At 47.8% G+C, this 20,581-nt stretch carries 15 protein-coding genes; 13 read left to right on the plus strand and 2 right to left on the minus strand.

The window, feature by feature from the left end; all coding sequences use genetic code 11:
- Nucleotide 1: 1 nt before the first annotated feature.
- From citF to sspB, 9 genes are all read left to right on the plus strand, one after another.
- Nucleotides 2-1,558 (plus strand): citrate lyase subunit alpha, encoded by a 1,557-nt coding sequence (gene citF / locus BMZ28_RS06230; RefSeq protein ID WP_083399646.1) that lies wholly within the window; start codon nucleotides 2-4, stop codon nucleotides 1,556-1,558.
- 3 nt (nucleotides 1,559-1,561) lie between these two features.
- The gene (citX, locus tag BMZ28_RS06235; RefSeq protein WP_074821622.1) at nucleotides 1,562-2,101 is read left to right on the plus strand and encodes a citrate lyase holo-[acyl-carrier protein] synthase; all 540 of its coding nucleotides are present in this window, start codon (nucleotides 1,562-1,564) and stop codon (nucleotides 2,099-2,101) included.
- Nucleotides 2,082-3,002 (plus strand): triphosphoribosyl-dephospho-CoA synthase CitG, encoded by a 921-nt coding sequence (gene citG / locus BMZ28_RS06240; RefSeq protein ID WP_248296109.1) that lies wholly within the window; start codon nucleotides 2,082-2,084, stop codon nucleotides 3,000-3,002. The genes citX and citG overlap by 20 nt, the downstream gene beginning before the upstream one ends.
- A 21-nt stretch (nucleotides 3,003-3,023) precedes the next feature.
- Nucleotides 3,024-4,166 carry a 2-methylaconitate cis-trans isomerase PrpF family protein gene (locus tag BMZ28_RS06245; RefSeq protein WP_074821625.1) on the plus strand — a complete coding sequence of 381 codons (1,143 nt, stop codon included), beginning with the start codon at nucleotides 3,024-3,026 and terminating at the stop codon, nucleotides 4,164-4,166.
- 457 nt (nucleotides 4,167-4,623) lie between these two features.
- Complete coding sequence (locus BMZ28_RS06250; RefSeq protein ID WP_047781982.1) at nucleotides 4,624-6,057, plus strand: anion permease; 1,434 nt, start codon at nucleotides 4,624-4,626, stop codon at nucleotides 6,055-6,057.
- Between the two features lie 310 nt (nucleotides 6,058-6,367).
- Nucleotides 6,368-6,796, plus strand: coding sequence for a 50S ribosomal protein L13 (rplM, locus tag BMZ28_RS06255; protein WP_047781981.1), 429 nt, complete (start codon nucleotides 6,368-6,370; stop codon nucleotides 6,794-6,796).
- Nucleotides 6,797-6,812: 16 nt separating this feature from the next.
- Entirely contained in the window at nucleotides 6,813-7,205 is a 393-nt protein-coding gene (gene rpsI / locus BMZ28_RS06260; protein WP_047781980.1) for a 30S ribosomal protein S9, read from the plus strand.
- Between the two features lie 318 nt (nucleotides 7,206-7,523).
- Complete coding sequence (sspA, locus tag BMZ28_RS06265; RefSeq protein ID WP_047781979.1) at nucleotides 7,524-8,165, plus strand: stringent starvation protein SspA; 642 nt, start codon at nucleotides 7,524-7,526, stop codon at nucleotides 8,163-8,165.
- Between the two features lie 5 nt (nucleotides 8,166-8,170).
- A complete protein-coding gene (sspB, locus tag BMZ28_RS06270; protein ID WP_047781978.1) occupies nucleotides 8,171-8,668 on the plus strand; it encodes a ClpXP protease specificity-enhancing factor in 498 nt (165 codons plus the stop codon).
- 114 nt (nucleotides 8,669-8,782) lie between these two features.
- Here sspB and BMZ28_RS06275 read toward each other — a convergent pair whose 3' ends face one another.
- On the minus strand, nucleotides 8,783-10,201 hold the full coding sequence (locus tag BMZ28_RS06275; RefSeq protein ID WP_074821628.1) for a glutamate synthase small subunit: 1,419 nt from the start codon (nucleotides 10,199-10,201) through the stop codon (nucleotides 8,783-8,785).
- A 14-nt stretch (nucleotides 10,202-10,215) separates the two neighbouring features.
- Nucleotides 10,216-14,679, minus strand: coding sequence for a glutamate synthase large subunit (gltB, locus tag BMZ28_RS06280; RefSeq protein ID WP_074821629.1), 4,464 nt, complete (start codon nucleotides 14,677-14,679; stop codon nucleotides 10,216-10,218).
- A 727-nt stretch (nucleotides 14,680-15,406) separates the two neighbouring features.
- Between gltB and mnmL the strand changes: the two genes are divergently transcribed.
- The 4 genes from mnmL to mtgA all read left to right on the plus strand — a co-directional run bounded on the left by mnmL (nucleotide 15,407) and on the right by mtgA (nucleotide 20,344).
- Nucleotides 15,407-16,333 carry a tRNA modification radical SAM protein MnmL/YtqA gene (gene mnmL, locus BMZ28_RS06285; protein ID WP_047781975.1) on the plus strand — a complete coding sequence of 309 codons (927 nt, stop codon included), beginning with the start codon at nucleotides 15,407-15,409 and terminating at the stop codon, nucleotides 16,331-16,333.
- Between the two features lie 179 nt (nucleotides 16,334-16,512).
- Nucleotides 16,513-18,837: an aerobic respiration two-component sensor histidine kinase ArcB gene (arcB, locus tag BMZ28_RS06290; RefSeq protein WP_074821630.1), complete on the plus strand. Its 2,325-nt coding sequence runs from the start codon at nucleotides 16,513-16,515 to the stop codon at nucleotides 18,835-18,837.
- A gap of 134 nt (nucleotides 18,838-18,971) precedes the next feature.
- A complete protein-coding gene (gene elbB / locus BMZ28_RS06295; protein ID WP_047781973.1) occupies nucleotides 18,972-19,625 on the plus strand; it encodes an isoprenoid biosynthesis glyoxalase ElbB in 654 nt (217 codons plus the stop codon).
- Complete coding sequence (gene mtgA / locus BMZ28_RS06300; RefSeq protein ID WP_074821631.1) at nucleotides 19,622-20,344, plus strand: monofunctional biosynthetic peptidoglycan transglycosylase; 723 nt, start codon at nucleotides 19,622-19,624, stop codon at nucleotides 20,342-20,344. Before elbB ends, mtgA begins: the two co-directional genes overlap by 4 nt.
- The last annotated feature ends 237 nt before the right edge of the window (nucleotides 20,345-20,581 follow it).

Raw genomic sequence — 20,581 nt, forward strand, 5'->3', positions numbered from 1 at the left:
AATGGCTCGTCAACAACGTGTAACGAATTTATGTAACAGTCTTCTTCAGCAAGCCGAAGCGGCGGACGGAGAAGAACTGAAAGCAGCATTAAAACTGATACCTTTTCGCGATACTTCAAAGGCTAATCTTCAGTCTAAAAAGCCGCGTGATAAAAAGCTCTGTTCTTCTTTGGAAGATACTATCCGCCGTTCAGGGCTGCAAGATGGTATGACTATCTCTTTCCATCACGCCTTCCGCGGTGGAGATTTAACCGTCAATCTGGTGATGGCGCAAATTGCGGCAATGGGGTTTAAAAATCTGACCCTGGCTTCCAGTTCATTGGCTGAATGTCACTCGCCGTTAATCGAACATATCCGCAATGGCGTAGTGACCAAAATATATACGTCCGGGCTGCGTGGTCCGTTGGCGGAAGAGATTTCCCGTGGCTTACTAAAAGAGCCAGTACACGTCCACTCTCATGGCGGTCGGGTGAATCTGGTGGAGTCGGGTGAGTTAAGCATTGATGTGGCTTTCCTCGGTGTGCCTGCCTGTGATGAGTTTGGTAATGCTAATGGCTTTACCGGTAAAGCCTGCTGTGGTTCCTTGGGCTATGCCCGGGTGGATGCCGAGTACGCCAAAACTGTGGTGCTACTGACCGAAGAGTTGCGTCCTTACCCACATCATCCGTTGAGCATTTGTCAGGATCAGGTCGATCTGATTATTCAGATTGATCGCGTTGGTGATGCCGATAAAATTGGTGCTGATGCGACGCGTATGACCTCTAACCCGCGTGAACTATTGATTGCTCGCCGGGCAGCGGAAGTGATTATTAACTCTGGCTATTTCAAACAGGGCTTCTCATTGCAAACCGGAACCGGTGGCGCTTCATTGGCGGTTGTTCGTTTCCTTGAAAACAAAATGCGTAGCCAGAATATCACCGCCGGTTTTGCGCTGGGTGGTATTACTGCGGCGATGGTGGATCTGCATGAGAAAGGGCTGATTGAGAAGCTGCTGGACGTACAGAGTTTTGATAGCGGTGCCGCGGCTTCACTGGCGCGTAATCCTAACCATGTGGAAATTAGTGCTAACCAGTATGCCAACTTTACCTCTAAAGGTGCCTCAGTTGATCATCTGGATGTGGTTATCCTCAGCGCATTGGAAATTGATACCCAGTTTAATATCAACGTATTAACCGGTTCTGACGGCGTGATTCGCGGCGCTTCCGGTGGTCACTGTGATACTGCTGCGGCGTCTAAGCTGTCGATTATTGTTGCGCCATTAGTTCGCGGTCGTATTCCAACCATCGTTGAACAAGTGACGACCATGATCACGCCGGGAAGCAGTATTGATATTCTGGTTACCGATCACGGTATTGCGGTTAACCCTGCTCGCCCTGAACTGGCTGAAAAGTTACAGAAAGCGGGGATGCAAATCGTCAGCATCAACGATCTTTATCAGCGCGCACTTGTGTTGACCGGTAAACCTAAGCCTATCGAATTCACCGATCGTGTGGTCGCAGTGGTTCGCTATCGTGATGGTTCAGTGATTGATGTGGTTAATCAAATAAAAGAGTCATAACCGATGAATATTCTCCCGGAGCAGGCTACCAACCATAAGGTGTCATTGGCAGAGATTCTTCAAAGTCGGGAATCGCGTCAGAAACGCCAGCAAAATTGGCTGGCCAGCTACCAAACCACCATTGTCTCTTTGACGATGGTGGTGCCGGGAGAAGTCAAAGACAGCACCATTGCTCGCCGAGCTTTTAATCTGGCCTGGCAGGCGTTAGAGGCGCTTTGCCGCGTTCGCGGTTGGCAGGTTATTGACCGAGAAGTATTCTGTTTACCTACCGGTCCAGAGGGATTGTTGGCACTTAACCAGCCAGCAGACGTGGTGAAACAAGCCTGCGTTGAGTGCGAGCAGCATAGCCCGATAGGGCGCTTATGGGATATTGACGTTATCAGTGAGCGGGGGATTATTTCCCGTCAGGCGATCGGTATGGCACCGCGTCAATGTTTCGTCTGCCAGCGTGATGCTCGAATTTGCGCTCGGGAGCGAGCCCATTCCATACCAGCGTTACATGACGCGATGGAGGCCTTATTTCATGATGCTGAAATCAACTGATTCCGCTACCGTCATATCCAGTCTGGAAATCAATAAGTTACCTTGGGTTATTCGTTGTGCTGAACTGGCTAACAGTGCTATGTTGAATGAAGTTAACCTGACGCCAAAACCTGGTCTGGTTGATATGCGTAATAGTGGTGCCCATAAGGATATGGATCTCACCGATTTTTATCGCAGTGCGGAAGCCATACGAGTTTGGATCCCCTACTTTATTGAATATGGCATGAGCAGCCATATGCAGGCCAGTAGTGAGATCCTTTGTGGTCTGAGACCATTGGGACTGGCTTGTGAAGCCTCAATGTTTAAAGCCACTTCTGGGGTTAATACCCATAAAGGCACCATCTTTTCGCTGGGATTACTGGCTACCGCCATGGGGCGTTTAGTGGCAAATCAGCGCGGCGTGACTCAACAAAATCTGTGTTATGAAGTGGAGGCGATGAGCCGTGGTCTGGTGAAGCGTGAACTTGAACAAAATAATCAAGCGCTAACCGCCGGTCAACGGCTGTATCAGCAGTACGGATTAACGGGAGCGAGGGGAGAGGCTGAGTCTGGATTCCATTTGGTGCAGTCGGTTTCTTTACCGATTTACCAACGGTTGATTGCTCAAGGCGTCGATCCTCAGCGTGCACTGTTGCAGGCATTGCTGAGCTTGATGGCAGTTAACGGTGATACTAATGTGGCCTCTCGTGGCGGTCCGGAAGGACTGGCTTGGTTACAGAATATGTCCCGACAGTTTCTCGATTTGGGCGGGGTGATGCAGTCGGATTATATCAGCCAGCTCAAACAGTTTGATCGGCTGTGTATTGAACGGAATCTGAGTCCGGGTGGTAGTGCAGATCTGCTTATTGTCACTTGGTTTTTAGCCCAGTTTCCTGAATCCCATAGCAAAAATTCCAATTAATTATCATTGCTGGAGATATTCATGATGGAAAGTATTCCCTGTTTTTGGATGCGCGGTGGAACCAGTAAGGCCGGATGTTTTATGGAGTCCGACTTGCCTGAGTCTGTTGCCGAGCAGAATGATATCCTGTGTCGTGTTTATGGCAGCGACGATCCTTCCGGGCGTCAAATCAATGGAATGGGTGGTGGCACATCAACCACCAGTAAAGCCATGATTGTCGGAAAGCGGCCAGGAGAAAAAAACGCGGTTAATTACACCTTTTGTCAGGTAGAAACCTCGGTTAACGCCGTTGATCGTAAAGGTAACTGTGGAAATATCTCTTCAGCGGTAGGGCCGTTTGCGATAGAAAATGGTTTAGTGGATGAGATTACTGAACCGATGACCGACGTTACCATTTTTAATACCAATACCCAAAAAACCATTGTGTCACACGTACCAGTGAAAAATGGCAAAGTGGTTTATGACGGTAATTTCGCCATTTCTGGTGTACCAGGAACTGGGGCTCGCATCCAATTGGATTTCCTGTCTCCAGGAGGCGCGGTGACCGGTAAGCTGTTACCGACCGGCAATACCAAAGATGTTATCGACGTTCCCGGCTATGGCGCCGTTGAAATTTCGGTAGTCGATGCGGGTAATCCTCTGGTATTCGTCCGGGCGAAAGATCTTGGCTTAACCGGACAGGAACTGCCGGCACAAATCGATAGCGATCCTGAATTATTGAGAAGAATGTTGGCGATTCGTGAAGCTACCGCTGTCTTGATTGGTTTGGCAAAGGATATGGACGATGCCAGACATAACAGTCAGGCGGTACCAAAGTTCTGCTTTATCGCCCCGCCAGCTGAATATACCAACCTACAAGGGCAGCAGGTTCCGGTACAGCAGATTGATATTTTGGCCAGAATGTTGTCTATGGGTAAGTTACATCCTGTGTTGGCAATTACCGGTGGCATTTGTATCGGCGTAGCGGCAAAAATCCCGGGTACGCTAGTGTATGAGATTACGGAGCGCTGTGCTGATAAGGATGAGTTAAATATTGGCCATTGCAGCGGCGTATTATCCGTGAGCGCTAATGTTGAAAATAACCACGGTGAAATTCAGGCATTGAACGGCACTGTATATCGTACGGCTCGGGTATTAATGAAAGGAAATGTTGAACTGAGTTAGTTTAAAAAACTATTTAGTTAATTAAGCCTTTTTATTAAAAATTTTATAAAGAACATATTCGATACGGACGTTTTTATAAAATATATTTTATTGGACTGTTAATGATAGCGCTTATCAACATTCGGATAAGCGCTATTTTCGTTATTTAGGCTGATTTATATGGATAATTAAGTTTATAAAATTTATTGTGCTTAATAGAATAATTAAAAACATTAAATTTATAACTTCAATTTAGGTTAGGTCACATATTTATTATTTTCTTTGACGCATTATTCTCAGCAATAGAAAAGAAAGATATTTATCTTCGGTTTTTAACTTTATTTAATAACAGTTAGGTGATGGTTTTATTAGCGTTTAGTGCTGCTTCTCGATCCTTATAAAGAATTATTAATGCTTACGTTTATCAACTTAAGCATAAGCCGGATTTTATTTTTTAATCTTAAGGAGATTGTTAGGAATGAGTAAAGAGAAAATGTGGAAGCTATTATTATTAATAGCCATTCCCATCATTATCGCGTTAATACCAACGCCGGCAGGATTACCGCCAATAGCATGGCTATTGTTTGGTCTCTACCTGGCGGCGATTGTTGGTTTGGTGCTGAAACCGTACTCAGAGCCGGTGATATTGTTGGCGACTATTGCAGCTACGGCAGTAGTGATAGGCCTGTTTGGCGGCAAAGATATAAAAATCGCCGAAGTGTTAAAGGGCTACTCCTCCGGGACGACATGGTTAGTATTTGCGGCGTTTACCCTGAGTGCCGCTTTTGTGATCACGGGTTTGGGGAAAAGAATCTCCTATATTTTGATTGGAAAACTGGGCGGAACCACGCTGGGCTTAGGTTATGTCACGGCGATTCTCGATCTGTGTATTGCACCGGCAACGCCATCCAACACCGCTCGTGCGGGTGGTATCGTATTCCCAATTATCAACAGTGTATCGGTGGCCTTAGGTTCCGATCCTAATGATAGTCCGCGCAAAGCCGGTCACTACCTGATGGTTAACGTTTACATGGTGACTAAAACCACCAGTTATATGTTCCTGACGGCTATGGCGCCTAATGCGTTGGCATTGGCCATGATGGCAGACATTCTACATATTCAGCTAAGCTGGGCGGGTTGGGCATTAGCCGCTGCGGTGCCTGGTCTGATTATGTTAGCTATCACGCCATACCTGATTTATAAAATGTATCCGCCAGAGCTGAAAAAAGTAAATAATAAAGAGATTGCGGCAGAAGGACTGGCTCAGCTTGGTCCTATGAGCATGCGGGAAAAACTATTAGGCGTAGTGTTTATTCTGGCTTTATTAGGATGGATCTTCGCCGATATGATCGGTATTAATGCATCTACCGTTGCGCTTTGCGTTATGGCGATTACCCTGTTACTGGGCGTAGTGACTTGGGATGACGTATTAAAGAACAAAGGTGGCTGGAACACCTTGATTTGGTACGGCGGCATCATCGGTATGTCTGGTGTGTTGACCAAAGCCGGGTTTTTCAAATGGTTAGCTGATGTGATGGGTGAAGGCTTATCCTTTGGTGACCATTCGATGGTGGCATTCTTTGTGATTATGTTTATCAGTGTGGCGATTCGCTACCTGTTTGCTTCCGGCGGTGCTTACGTTGCGGCGATGGTTCCGGTATTTGCTACTGTTGGTATGGTGGCGGGAGCGCCTCCGATGCTGCTGGCGTTAGGTTTGTTATTCTCCAACGCTTACGGTGGCAGTTTAACCCATTATGGCGGTGCCGCTGCGCCGATCGTATTTGGTGCTGGTTATAACGATATTCGCTCTTGGTGGATTATCGGTGGTGTTATCGCCTTCTTAAGCTTGTTGGTGCATATGACCATCGGCTTGGGCTGGTGGGAAATGTTAATCAGCATGGGTATCATTTAAGCTTGATTAACGCTGAGTGCTAACATGACTATCTATTTCGCCCGCCGGCATAATCCGCGGGCGAAATTTTTATATTTTCCTTAAAACAACAATAAAGCAAAAACAGGTCGATTTTTACTGTCGACTTCTCTATAATCTTGCGACCCCACGTTACAACAAAGTTTTTTTCCCAGAAACTTTATAGTGCCGGCATTAACTGCTCGAAGGGGTAGGTTTGCTGGACTCGATTGGTCGTGTGAGCCTCAATATGTTTTTTTAACGTTTTGGTGTTCGCCAACGTGTGTAACTTTAGATTGGGTAAGTTATTTAAATGAAAACTTTTTCAGCTAAGCCAGAAACAGTAAAACGTGACTGGTATGTTGTAGATGCGACTGGCAAAACGCTGGGTCGCCTCGCTACTGAACTGGCTCGTCGTCTACGCGGCAAGCATAAAGCGGAATATACTCCGCACGTTGATACTGGTGATTACATCATTGTTCTGAATGCAGAAAAAGTTGCTGTAACCGGCAACAAGCGTTCTGACAAGATTTACTATCATCACACCGGTTTCGTTGGTGGTATCAAGCAAGCGACCTTTGAAGAGATGATTGCTCGCCACCCTGAGCGTGTGATTGAAATCGCGGTTAAAGGCATGCTGCCTAAGGGCCCGCTGGGCCGTGCTATGTATCGTAAACTGAAAGTTTACGCAGGTAACGAGCACAACCATGCGGCACAACAACCGCAAGTTCTTGACATTTAATCGGGATTATTAGGCAATGGCAGAGAATCAATACTACGGCACAGGTCGCCGCAAAAGCTCTTCCGCACGCGTCTTTATTAAGCCGGGTAGCGGGAACATCGTTATTAACCAGCGTAGTCTGGAACAGTATTTTGGCCGTGAAACTGCCCGCATGGTAGTTCGTCAGCCGTTAGAACTGGTCGAGATGACTGAGAAACTGGATCTGTACATCACCGTTAAAGGTGGTGGTATTTCTGGTCAAGCTGGTGCTATCCGTCACGGTATTACTCGTGCGCTGATGGAATACGACGAATCACTACGTGGCGAACTGCGTAAAGCAGGCTTTGTTACTCGTGATGCTCGTGAGGTTGAACGTAAGAAAGTCGGTCTGCGTAAAGCACGCCGTCGTCCTCAGTTCTCCAAGCGTTAATTTTTTGCCCCTTAGGTGGCAAACAGTTAATGTTAAAAACCCGGTTTTATACCGGGTTTTTTTATGTCTTAATAAAACAAGCGTGCTTATATTTAGTTGGATTATAAGCTTTCGCAAAGAATGTTGAATAAATCATCATGGTCATCTGATCAAGATGGTTAAAAATCTGCTAAACTACCCGGCGCTTCGTATGTTTTATCGATTCAGGTAATGAATACTGTAAATAGATAATCCATCACTGATAGCAAAAATTAGGGGGCGTTATTTTTAACTGCCACCCGCCATTGGTCATTATTATAGAAAAACTTGGAGGTTTTCATGGCTGTCGCTGCCAATAAACGTTCGGTCATGACGCTATTTTCCGGCCCTACAGATATCTTTAGTCATCAAGTGCGTATCGTATTGGCTGAGAAAGGTGTGAGTGTCGAGATTGAGCAGGTCGACATGGATAACCTGCCGCAGGATTTAGTCGATCTGAATCCTTATGGTTCCGTACCAACTTTAGTCGACCGTGAGTTAACGCTGTATAAATCTCACATTATTATGGAGTATTTAGATGAGCGTTTTCCTCATCCTCCATTGATGCCGGTTTATCCGGTTGCCCGTGGAACCAGCCGTTTAATGATGCACCGCATTGAGCAAGACTGGTATTCGCTGCTGAATACTATTCTGACCGGGACGACTCAGGACGCTGACGCTGCACGTAAACAACTGCGTGAAGAGTTACTGGCTATTGCGCCAGTGTTCAATGATGCACCTTATTTCATGAGCGAAGAGTTCAGTCTGGTTGATTGTTATTTGGCTCCGCTGTTATGGCGTCTGCCGCAAATGGGTATTGAGCTGACAGGTGCAGGTTCTAAAGAGATTAAGCTTTATATGAACCGAGTGTTCGAACGCGAATCATTCCTGGCCTCTCTGACTGAAGCCGAGCGTGAAATGCGTCTGCAAATGCGGGGATAAGCGTGATGGAGCCGACACAAATGACTCCACGACGCCCCTATCTGTTACGGGCTTTTTATGACTGGTTGATCGATAACCAGTTAACACCACATTTAGTGGTGGATGTCTCCATCCCTGGGATTTCTGTTCCGATGGAGTTTGCCCGTGACGGACAGATCATTTTAAACGTTGCTCCCCATGCCGTTGGCAATCTTGAACTGGGTAACGATGAAATTCGGTTTAATGCCCGCTTTGGTGGCATCCCTCGTCAGGTTCAGGTTCCTTTGGCTGCGGTACAGGCCATTTATGCCCGTGAAAATGGTGCAGGTACCATGTTTGAGCCGGAGCCAGATTATCTGGTATCGGCGCTGGAACAAGATGACGAGGTCACCAGCAGTGATAGACCTGAAACATCGATGCGTTTGGTTTCAGATGAGCAAGCGAAAGTCTCTGATGATAATTCCGGTGATGATGAACCACCTCAACCGCCACGGGGTCGCCCGGCGCTGAGGGTTGTTAAATAGGTTTATCGGCATATCGAGTTTAAAATGCAGGCTTAAAAAAGGCGGATATCATAATCCGCCTTTTTTGTTTTTAACCTGTGTCTGACGTATTGATTAACTATCAAAGCCAGAATATTACACGCCGAGGAAGGTCATAATTCCATCCGCGGCTTTTCGCCCTTCGGCAATAGCCGTGACGACCAGATCGGAACCTCTGACGGCATCACCACCAGCGAAGATTTTTGTGTTGCTGGTTTGATAGGGGATGTCTGCGAACTCAGGGGCAGTAATTCGTCCCTGTTTGTCCATGGTGACACGTTGCTCTGCTAACCATGGCATGCTGTGCGGTTTAAAGCCAAATGCCATGATCACTGCATCAGCATTCAAGGTATGTTCTGAGCCTTGAATAATCTGAGGATGGCGGCGTCCGTTAGCATCTGGTTCTCCCAGCTCGGTACGCACCACTTTAACGCCGTTGACCTGACCCGCTGCGTTAACTTCGATACTGACCGGCTGCAAATTAAACTGGAATTCAACGCCTTCTTCCCGCGCATTCTTCACTTCCCGGCGTGAACCTGGCATATTTTCTTCATCGCGTCGATAGGCGCAAATCACCTGAGTTGCTCCCTGACGGACAGCGGTACGCACACAGTCCATTGCGGTATCTCCGCCGCCCAACACCACAACGCGTTTTCCTTCAAAATTGAGATAGGGTTCATCGGCAGTGGACGGATAGCCCATCAGATGTTTGGTGTTGGCGATCAGGTAAGGTAGGGCATTAAATACCCCTTTAGCCTGTTCGTTTGGCAGGCTACCGGACATTGATTGATAAGTACCGACGCCAAGAAATACGCTGTCGAATTCAGCCAGCAGATCGTTCATTGAAATATCGCGACCGATCTCAGTATTCAGTCGAAATTCGATGCCCATATCGGTGAAAATTTGCCGGCGTTTGACCATCACTTCTTTATCCAGTTTGAAGGAAGGAATACCAAAGGTCAGTAACCCGCCGATTTCTGGATGACGATCGAAAACCACCGCCTGTACGCCATTGCGGGTAAGCACATCGGCACAGGCTAAACCTGCGGGACCTGCACCGACGATAGCGACGCGTTTGCCGGTGGCTCTTACCTGCGACATATCAGGTTTCCAGCCCATCTCGAGGGCTTTATCGGTGATATAGCGTTCAATATTACCGATAGTGACGGCGCCAAACTCATCATTCAGGGTACAGGAACCTTCACACAGGCGATCCTGAGGACAGACTCGACCACAGACCTCCGGCAGACTGTTGGTTTGGTGCGCCAAGTCTGCCGCTTCCATAATTCGCCCCTCATTAGCTAACTTTAGCCAATTGGGGATGTAGTTATGTACCGGGCACTTCCACTCACAGTAAGGATTACCGCAGGCCAGACAGCGATCGGCCTGTGCTTTCGCTTGGCTATCCTGAAACGGTTCATAAATTTCGACAAACTGTATTTTGCGAATATTTAACGGTTTCTTAGGCGGATCAACGCGCTGTAGGTCGATAAATTGATAGACATTTTGGCTCATGGTTTATCTTCCTCTTATTGCGCCTGAATCCGCAGCTCAGCGCTGGAACGGCTACGATGGCCAAGTAGCGCTTTGATATCGCTGGACTTGGGTTTAACTAACACAAATTTGCTGGCCCACTGAGACCAGTTGGCAAGAATATCTTCAGCTCTGGCGGATCCGGTATGTTGGATATGTTCGGTTAACAACCCACGCAGATGTTCTTCATGGATCGCCAACTCATCGACCGCCAGCACTTCAACCAGTTCCGGATTCACACGTTTACGGAACTCATCATCCTGATCTAACACATAGGCAAAGCCGCCGGTCATACCTGCGCCAAAATTGATACCGGTACGGCCAAGAATACACACAATACCTCCAGTCATATACTCACAGCCGTTATCACCGATTCCTTCAACCACGGTAATCGCGCCAGAGTTACGCACCGCAAAACGTTCACCGGCTCGACCAGCGGCAAATAATTTACCACCGGTGGCACCGTACAGGCAGGTATTGCCAATAATGGCGGCTTCGTGACCGACAAAGGCTGAACCAACTGGTGGGCGGATAATAATAGTACCGCCGGCCATTCCTTTGCCGACGTAGTCGTTGGCGTCACCGGTTAAGGTCAACTCAACGCCGCCAGCATTCCAGACGCCAAAGCTTTGACCGGCAGTACCGTTAAAATGGACTTTAATCGGATCGCCAGCCAGACCTTGATCGCCGTGCTTTTCGGCAATGGCACCGGACAGTGAAGCGCCAACAGAGCGGTCGGTATTACGGATATCAAAGTAGAAGGATTTACTCTGTTTTGCCTGAATATAGGGTTCAGCCTGACTGAGTAGCGTTTGATTGAGTATGCCTTTATCAAACGGTGGATTGTTCTCGGTGCAGTACAGCGCTTTACCCGGATGAGGTTGGGCACTGTAGAGCAGTGAGGACAGATCCAGCTTCTGCTGTTTAGCTGAGAAACCATCCAGCTCAATCAGCAGATCGGTACGGCCAATTAAATCGGTCAACTGGCGAATACCCAACTCTGCCATAATCATGCGGGTTTCTTGAGCGATAAATTGGAAGTAGTTGATCACGCGTTCCGGTAAACCATGGTAGTGATCGGCCCGTAGCTTCTCATCCTGTGTTGCTACGCCAGTCGCGCAGTTGTTCAGGTGGCAGATACGTAGATATTTACACCCCAGCGCAACCATCGGGCCGGTACCAAAGCCAAAGCTCTCAGCACCGAGGATTGTCGCTTTAATGATATCCAGACCAGTTTTCAGCCCACCATCGACCTGGAGGCGAATCTTATGGCGTAGGCCGTTTGAGACCAGCGCCTGTTGGGTTTCTGCCAGACCCAATTCCCATGGGCTACCGGCATATTTTACCGAACTTAGCGGGCTGGCGCCGGTACCGCCATCGTAGCCAGCGATGGTGATGAGATCGGCATAAGCTTTCGCTACGCCAGTGGCGATAGTGCCAACACCCGGCTCGGACACCAGTTTGACGGAGATCATCGCCTTGTGATTCACCTGCTTCAGATCGAAAATCAGCTGGGCTAAATCCTCAATCGAATAAATATCATGGTGAGGGGGTGGTGAAATCAAGGTGACACCGGGCACCGAATAGCGCAGTTTAGCGATATATGGCGTCACTTTATCGCCGGGAAGCTGACCGCCTTCACCGGGCTTAGCACCTTGTGCCACTTTAATTTGGATCACGTCGGCATTAACCAAATAGGCTGGCGTAACGCCGAAACGACCTGAGGCCACTTGCTTGATACGCGACACCTTATTAGTGCCATAGCGCACCGGATCTTCGCCACCTTCGCCGGAGTTGGATTTTCCTCCGATAGTGTTCATGGCAATCGCCAGCGACTCATGGGCATCCGGGCTTAGGGCACCGATGGACATGGCCGCGGTATCGAAACGGGAAAACAGCGACTCGGCAGGCTCCACTTGATCGATGGCAATAGCCTGTGCTTCATCCTGTGGTTTTAAGGCTAATAAATCACGCAGGGTGGTGACCGGACGCTTATTCACCAAGTCGGCATAGGCTTGATAATCCTGATAGTTGCCGGATTTCACCGCTGCTTGTAGGGTAGATACCACATCGGGGTTGTAAGCGTGATATTCACCGCCGTGAACAAACTTCAGTAAACCGCCCTGATCCAGCGGCTTACGCTTGAGCCACGCACGCTTAGACAGGTTGATTAAATCCTGCTGGAAGTCGCTAAAGCTGGCACCGCCTATTCGGCTGGAAACGCCTTTAAAACATAGGGCGGTCAATTCGTCATGCAGGCCAACGGCTTCAAATAGCTGGGAGCAACGATAAGAGGCGACGGTAGAGATGCCCATTTTGGACATAATTTTGTACAGTCCTTTATTGATGCCGTTACGATAGTTCAGCATCACGGCACGCTGACTCTTCTCAATCACCTCGGTTTCTACCATTCTGGCCAGCGTTTCATAGGCCAGATAAGGATAGATCGCGGTGGCACCAAAACCCAGCAGGACCGCAAAATGATGCGGATCGCGGGCGCTGGCGGTTTCGACAATGATGTTGGCATCACAACGCAGGTTGGCTTCAACCAGACGGGTTTGCAGCGCACCCACCGCCATTGGCGCCGGAATCGGTAAACGATCGGCGGCAATATTACGGTCGGACAGCACAACCAATACAGTTCCCTGACGGACTTTCTTTTCTGCCTCTTCGCACATCGCCACAATAGCGGCCTGCAGATCCATTTTTTCCGGGTTATAGGTGATATCAACGGTATCTGCGCGGTAATACTCCTCTTTCAGCGTAGTGAGCTGAATAAAGTCGGAATAGAGTAACACCGGAGAGGTGAAGCTTAAGCGGTGAGCTTGGCCTTCCGCTTCACAAAACACATTCATTTCACGACCAATATTGGTGGCCAGTGACATGACATGGGCTTCACGCAATGGGTCGATGGGTGGATTAGTGACTTGAGCGAACTGCTGGCGGAAGTAGTCATAAATAATACGCTGCTTACTGGACAGCACGGCAAACGGCGTATCATCTCCCATGGAGCCAGTGGCTTCTTGACCGTTTTCTCCCAGTACCCGGATAACCTGCTCCAGCTCTTCATTGCTGTAGGCAAACTGTTTTTGATAGGTCTCCAACAGGGCGTCATCAAATTCACGATCGCCGATTTGCTCATCAGGCAGGGTTTCACAAGGGGTGAGCTGACGAACGTTTTTATCCATCCAACTGAGGTAAGGGTGGCGGCTTTTCAGGTCGTTATCGGTTTCATGAGTGCGCAGAATTTTTCCTGTGCGGGTATCGATAACCATCAGTTCGCCGGGCCCAACGCGGCCTTTCTCCACCACTTCGTCCGGCTGGTAATCCCAAATGCCAACTTCTGAGGCGCAGGTGATCAGCTTATCTTTGGTGATCACATAGCGGGCAGGGCGTAAGCCATTACGATCCAGATTACAGGCGGCATAGCGGCCATCTGACATCACGATACCGGCTGGGCCATCCCACGGTTCCATATGCATGGAGTTAAAGTCGAAGAAGGCGCGTAGCTCTTCATCCATATCTGGGTTGTTTTGCCATGCTGGTGGCACTAACAGACGCATGGCGCGAATCAGATCCATACCACCGCTGAGGAATAGCTCCAGCATATTATCTAATGAACTGGAGTCAGAGCCGGTTTCATTAACGAAGGGGGCGGCGTCCTGTAAATCGGGGATTAGCGGCGTTTTAAACTTATAAGAGCGGGCTCTGGCCCACTGACGGTTACCAGTAATGGTATTGATTTCGCCATTGTGCGCTAAATAGCGGAACGGCTGTGCCAACTGCCAGCGGGGTACGGTATTGGTAGAGAAGCGCTGGTGGAACAAACAGATGGACGACTCCAGACGCAGATCGGCTAAATCCAGATAGAAGCGCGGCAGATCGACGGGCATACATAAGCCCTTATAAATGCTGACCACGTTGGACAGGCTGCAAACGTAGAACGTGTCGTCCGTCACCCGTTTTTCAATACGGCGGCGTGCCATAAACAGGCGGCGTTCCATATCCAGTGAGCGCCAGCCGGCCGGTGCGTTAACAAAAATTTGTTCGATGCGCGGTAGGGAAGAGAGGGCGATTTCACCCAGCATATCTGGATTGGTTGGTACCACGCGCCAGCCAATAATTGACAAGGTTTCGCGCTGTAGTTCTTCTTCTACAATTTTACGGCTGGCTTCGGCTTCTTCTGGATCTTGGCTGAGAAATAACATGCCCACCGCATAGTTCTTGGCCAGACGCCAACCCTGCTCTTCCGCCACCAGACGGAAAAAGCGATCGGGCTTTTGCAGTAACAGGCCGCAGCCATCACCGGTTTTGCCATCTGATAATATCGCGCCGCGGTGTTGCATGCGTGACAGGCCATGGATAGCCGTTCTGACAACTTTATGACTTGGTTCACCTTCGATGTGGGCGATAAGGCCAAAACCACAGTTGTCACGTTCTTTCGACGCGTCGTATAACATGTTGATGCTCCCCAATTACCCCAGTGTGTGCTGTTTCTGATGTTGTTATCTGGTTATTTTTGTTGTTTGTTGATGACGCCCAATATAGCGCGCACTCGTTTTACGCGCGTTAATCAACCACGCTATTGTTTAGCCTAAAAAACATTAATTAGCCTGTCCGGAGAGGGAATGTATCGTCGGTGTGCTCATACACGGATTGAATACATCTCGTCATTGCTATTTGATAACAGAACCCGATCCTTTGGTTCTGAAAACGACTACTCACTCAACTTAATATAGAAAGAGAATTCAGGTCAAATATGTTGTCTGAAATGCGATATTGAAGGGTTTTGTTGTTATCATTATGAAATAAAATGATTTTATCTTGTATATGAGATTATTGTTTTATTTTTATGCCACATTAAAGTGTGAGCTAAGTCACTATAAGTTGGCGTGGGAATTAATCTCATATCCTCCTTAATAGATTTAATCTGGTGTTATATCCTTATTTTTTAATTATATTTGGCATTTAATGGTGTTATTTGTGATAAATATGTTATCGGTTGGTCGAACATCGGTATGAAAAGAAATCATAATTCGGCCAAATAGTTTATTTAGGCTTATATCGCAGATTGAACTGAACAAACAGAGCGATCGAATTGATCTCTATCACCCTGATAAGGCGGAATTAAAGGTAGTCTGTCAGCATTTAACACGATTACCAGAGCAGATAATACTTCGAAAAACCATGCAATTACATCAACATGTCAATATGTTTAGCGCTGATTTACAGCGACGTTACGGTGAGAAAATTCACAAACTGACGTTACACGGCGGATTTAGTTGTCCGAACCGCGACGGGACCGTGGGGCGTGGTGGCTGTACTTTTTGTAATGTGGCTTCATTTTCTGATGAAACCATGCAGTACCAAAGTATTGCCGAACAGTTGGTGCAGCAGGCGGAAAAGGCCGATCGGGCTAAACGTTATCTTGCTTATTTTCAGGCTTATACCAGCACCTATGCTGAAATTTGTCTGCTGCGCGATATGTATCAGCAGGCGCTTTCTTTGGCGAATATGGTGGGAATCTGTGTGGGAACCCGGCCTGATTGCGTCTCTGAAGCGGTGCTGGATTTACTGTCTGGCTATTGCGAGCAAGGGTATGAAGTATGGCTGGAGCTGGGTCTGCAAAGTGCCAATGATAAAACGCTGAAGAGAATCAACCGCGGTCATGATTTTGCCTGCTATCAGGCTACGGCGATTGCGGCGCGTCAGCGCGGTATTAAAGTATGTACTCATCTTATTGTCGGGTTACCGGGGGAAAACGCTCAGGATAACCTTGAGACGATGGCTCGTGTGGTCGACACCGGTACCGATGGTGTGAAGCTACATCCGTTGCACATTGTCACTGGCAGTATCATGGGAAAAGCATGGCTAGCCGGGCGTCTTTCCGCTTTGGAATTGGACGAATATGTTCAGATTGCCGGGGAGATGATCAGACATACGCCGACAGAGATTATTTATCATCGAATCTCTGCCACTGCTCGACAACCAACCTTACTGGCACCGCTGTGGTGTGAATATCGTTGGGATGCCATGAACGCCATTGCAAACTATTTGATTGCAAAGGGCAATCAAGGCTCTGCGCTTGGGCAGATTTTGATTCCGCATACATAATCAGATTGATGACATTGATATAGCCAGATCTTCCCGATGTGTGCTTTACTTGTTGGTCGTGTTGGTACTTCACATTTTTATTTATCGCCAGGTCGCATTTGGTGCGATGGCGGTGATTTTTACGCTATTATTCCGGCTCAGCAATAAGATATCCGGTTAGAAAAATTTCGGGAGTGACAATGAAGCAACTGAGAAAACTGGCCCAATACTACGTCGATGCGATGGTAAAATTGGGGCTGGTACGCTTTTCTCTTCTTTTAGCGTCGATTATTATCATTCTCGCCTTTATCGTACAGATTTCCGTCACTATCTTATTGCACGGTGAAATAGAGCGTATTGATATTATTCGCTCCATCTTTTTTGGGTTGTTGGTAACGCCGTGGGCGGTTTATTTTCTCTCCATCGTGGTGGAGCAACTGGAAGACTCTCGTCAACGTTTAGCTAATCTGGTTGAAAAGCTGGAGGAAATGCGCGATCGCGATCGACAGCTTAATCATCAACTACGGGATAATATCGAGCGACTGAATCAGGAAATCGGTGAACGGATTAAGGCGGAAGAGGCGAGAGAACAAGCCATTGAAGATTTACAGATAGAAATCGTTCAACGCCAACAGGCTCAAATTGAGTATGAACAACAGTCGGTCTTTTTACGCTCCTTCCTCGATTCTTCGCCAGATCTGGTTTATTACCGCGACGAACGCGGCCAATTCTCTGGCTGTAACCGAGCAATGGAATTACTGACCGGCCGCAGTGAAAAACAGCTTATTGGCCTGACGCCCAATGATATTTACAGCAAAGACGTAGCGGAAAAAGTAATTGAAACTGACGATAAGGTTTTTCGTCATAATGTTTCCCTCACTTATGAACAGTGGTTGGTTTACCCTGACGGGCGTAAAGCCTGTTTTGAAGTGCGAAAAGTCCCCTTTTATGCTTTGGATGGAAAACGTCATGGCCTAATGGGGTTTGGCCGCGATATTACCGAGCGTAAGCGCTATCAGGATGCATTGGAGAAAGCCAGCCGGGATAAGACCACCTTTATCTCTACTATTAGCCACGAGCTTAGAACCCCCCTTAACGGCATTGTTGGCTTAAGCCGTATTCTGCTGGATACCGAACTCAATCAAGAGCAGCTTAAATATCTGCGCACGATTTATGTCAGCGCCACCACATTGGGCTATATCTTTAACGATGTGATTGAGCTGGACAAAATTGAACGGCGAAAAACCCAGTTGGAAGTGGCACCGGTTGATTTAATCAACTTCCTTTCCGATCTGGAAAATCTGTCCGGACTGCTGGTTGAAGCTAAGGGATTAACCTTTACTCTGGAATATAGCCAGCATCTACCTGAATTTATTATGACTGACGGTACCCGCCTGAGACAGATTCTATGGAATTTGATCGGTAATGCGGTGAAGTTTACCAGTCAGGGCGGCATTACCGTTCGCTTACGTCATGAAGGGGAAGACCGCTTCTATTTTGAAGTGGAGGACTCGGGGATTGGTATCCCGCAGGAGGAGATCGATAAGATTTTCGCCATGTACTATCAGGTACCCAGCCAACACGGTGGTCGCCCGGCAACCGGAACCGGAATTGGGCTGGCGGTATCTCTGCGACTGGCTCAGGCGATGGGGGGAGACATTTTTGTTAAGAGTGAAGTGGGTAGGGGAACAACCTTTACCGTATTTATTAAAGCACCGGCAGCGATTAAAGAAGCGCCTCAGAAAGAAGAGTTACCTTCACCCCATTTAAGGGTATTATTGGTAGAAGATATTGAGCTTAATGTGATAGTTGCCCGCTCGGTTTTAGAAAAATTGGGGCATACTGTTGACGTTGCGATGACCGGAACGGAAGCGCTGAATAAGTTTAAACCGGCAGCCTATGATTTATTGCTACTGGATATTCAGCTACCGGATATGACAGGTTTTGATATCGCGAAACAAATTAGAAATACTTATGCTACCGAAGAGATTCCTCCATTAGTTGCGCTAACGGCCAATGTGTTAAAGGATAAAAAAGAGTATTTAAACTCAGGGATGGATGATGTACTCAGTAAGCCGCTCTCAGTGCCGGAGTTAATGGTTGTCATCAGAAAAATCGGAAGTGCCCAACAGAAAGTTTTACCTAATTTACAGGAGCAAGGCGCGATGAAGTCCAATGAGTCTATACTCGATTTAACCATGTTAGAGCAGTATATGGAGTTAGTTGGTCCACAGCTTATTCTTGACGGTCTGACCATGTACGAACAAGTGATGCCGGGCTATTTAGCGCTACTTGAGTCGAATATGACGGCTAAAGATGAAAAAGGCATTACTGAAGAAGCGCATAAAATTAAAGGGGCTTCAGGTTCTGTTGGGTTAAAACATATTCAGCAACTGGCTCGTCAAATTCAAACGCCAACGCTACCGGCTTGGTGGGACAATGTGGAAGAATGGTTCGATGAGATGTCGCTTGAATGGCGTAACGATGTTGCCGTGTTACGTGCCTGGGTTGACGCGCAAGGGTAACCTATAACGTCAAGTGAAGACAAAGCGGCAAAGTCAGAGGACTTGCCACATCAGCTGGCGCGAATCATTATTGTGAGCGTCAGCGATTATCAGATGAATAAATAAGAACGAAGAGTGTGTAAGAGGAGTTATCAATGAAACGGGTTGCCGTTGTATTAAGTGGATGTGGTTTTTTAGACGGTGCAGAGATTCACGAGTCGGTATTAACGCTGTTGGCGTTAGACCGTGCCGGAACCGAAGTAACCTGTTTTGCACCAGACCAGCCTCAGGCTCAGGTCATCAATCATTTTACCGGTCAGCCTTCTACCGAAAGTCGTAACGTCTTGACCGAATCTGCACGTATTGCACGGGGAAAAATCCAGCCGCTCTCTCAGGCTGATGCAGGGTTATTTGACGCTCTGATTGTACCGGGTGGTTTTGGTGCAGCGAAAAATCTGAGTAGCTTTGCCACTCAGGGAGCCGAATGCGACATCAATCCAGATTTGGTTCGCTTGGTTAAGGCGATGCATCAAGCCGGTAAGCCAATGGGCTTTATCTGTATTGCACCGGCCTTGTTACCTAAAATGCTGGGTGTTCCGGTACGTTTAACCATAGGTAATGATATTGATACCGCTGAACTCATTGATGAGATGGGGGGAGAGCACGTCACTTGCCCGGTTGATGATATCGTGGTCGATGAAGAGCAGAAAGTCGTGAGCACGCCAGCTTATATGTTGGCACAGGGTATTGCTGAAGCCGCGCAAGGTATTGATAAGTTGGTTGCCAGGGTACTGGTTCTGAGCGAATGAGAAAATCCGCCCTATCACGGGTGATTGGGCGCCTGTTTTTTTGGGGCAAGCGACTGGTTCAGGCCGTTTTGTTATTGTGGGGGGCGGGCTTGATATTGTTCGCCTTTCTGCCGGTCCCCTTTTCCGCCGTGATGGTAGAAAAACAGCTGGGCGCTTGGTTTAGCGGTGATTTTTCCTATGTGGCCCACCAAAGCTGGGTTTCAATGGACGACATTTCTCCCCAGATGGCGTTAGCGGTGATTGCTGCCGAAGATCAAAAATTCCCCGACCATTGGGGATTTGATCTGGGGGCGATTGCCTCTGCATTTAGCCATAATGAACGAAAGCCTAGCCGTATTCGTGGTGCCTCCACCATTTCTCAACAAACCGCCAAAAATCTGTTTTTATGGAACGATCGAAGCTGGATCCGAAAAGGGCTGGAAGTTGCCTTGACCGGAGGAATGGAGCTCATTTGGACTAAGCGCCGTATTTTGACGGTCTATCTGAATATTGCCGAGTTTGGTGACGGTGTGTTTGGGGTTGAAGCGGCATCACAACGCTATTTTGGTAAGCCAGCGAAAAAATTAACCGCCACCGAAGCCGCTCGATTAGCCGCAGTGTTACCCAATCCAATACGTTTTAAAGCGAATAAGCCATCCGGTTATGTTATCCAACGTCAGAACTGGATCCTGCGCCAGATGAAACAGCTAGGCGGTGTTAGTGTGGTTGATGAGCTTTGATCTTGATGACCTCGTCATTTCGTTTTGTCGGAATGACGATGATATGCACAGCCCCACGCCGTCATCCTGACGAAAGTCAGGATCTCGCTCTTTAAGCTAAAACCCAGACTCCGGCTTTCGCCGAAATGACTGGGGATCGGAATGACGGGGATATGTTTAGCCCACCACTTCGTCATCCTGACGAAAGTCAGGATCTCGCCCTAAAGCCAAACGTTGTGATTAAGCTAAAACCTAGAT

Source organism: Pragia fontium DSM 5563 = ATCC 49100 (assembly GCF_900112475.1).
Classification (GTDB): Bacteria; Pseudomonadota; Gammaproteobacteria; order Enterobacterales; family Enterobacteriaceae; genus Pragia; species Pragia fontium.

Coding starts and splice junctions, on each gene's coding strand:
- citF (WP_083399646.1), top strand. CDS start 2: ATGGCTCGTCAACAACGTGTAACGAATTTATGTAACAGTCTTCTTCAG.
- citX (WP_074821622.1), top strand. CDS start 1,562: ATGAATATTCTCCCGGAGCAGGCTACCAACCATAAGGTGTCATTGGCA.
- citG (WP_248296109.1), top strand. CDS start 2,082: ATGATGCTGAAATCAACTGATTCCGCTACCGTCATATCCAGTCTGGAA.
- BMZ28_RS06245 (WP_074821625.1), top strand. CDS start 3,024: ATGATGGAAAGTATTCCCTGTTTTTGGATGCGCGGTGGAACCAGTAAG.
- BMZ28_RS06250 (WP_047781982.1), top strand. CDS start 4,624: ATGAGTAAAGAGAAAATGTGGAAGCTATTATTATTAATAGCCATTCCC.
- rplM (WP_047781981.1), top strand. CDS start 6,368: ATGAAAACTTTTTCAGCTAAGCCAGAAACAGTAAAACGTGACTGGTAT.
- rpsI (WP_047781980.1), top strand. CDS start 6,813: ATGGCAGAGAATCAATACTACGGCACAGGTCGCCGCAAAAGCTCTTCC.
- sspA (WP_047781979.1), top strand. CDS start 7,524: ATGGCTGTCGCTGCCAATAAACGTTCGGTCATGACGCTATTTTCCGGC.
- sspB (WP_047781978.1), top strand. CDS start 8,171: ATGGAGCCGACACAAATGACTCCACGACGCCCCTATCTGTTACGGGCT.
- BMZ28_RS06275 (WP_074821628.1), bottom strand. CDS start 10,201: ATGAGCCAAAATGTCTATCAATTTATCGACCTACAGCGCGTTGATCCG.
- gltB (WP_074821629.1), bottom strand. CDS start 14,679: ATGTTATACGACGCGTCGAAAGAACGTGACAACTGTGGTTTTGGCCTT.
- mnmL (WP_047781975.1), top strand. CDS start 15,407: ATGCAATTACATCAACATGTCAATATGTTTAGCGCTGATTTACAGCGA.
- arcB (WP_074821630.1), top strand. CDS start 16,513: ATGAAGCAACTGAGAAAACTGGCCCAATACTACGTCGATGCGATGGTA.
- elbB (WP_047781973.1), top strand. CDS start 18,972: ATGAAACGGGTTGCCGTTGTATTAAGTGGATGTGGTTTTTTAGACGGT.
- mtgA (WP_074821631.1), top strand. CDS start 19,622: ATGAGAAAATCCGCCCTATCACGGGTGATTGGGCGCCTGTTTTTTTGG.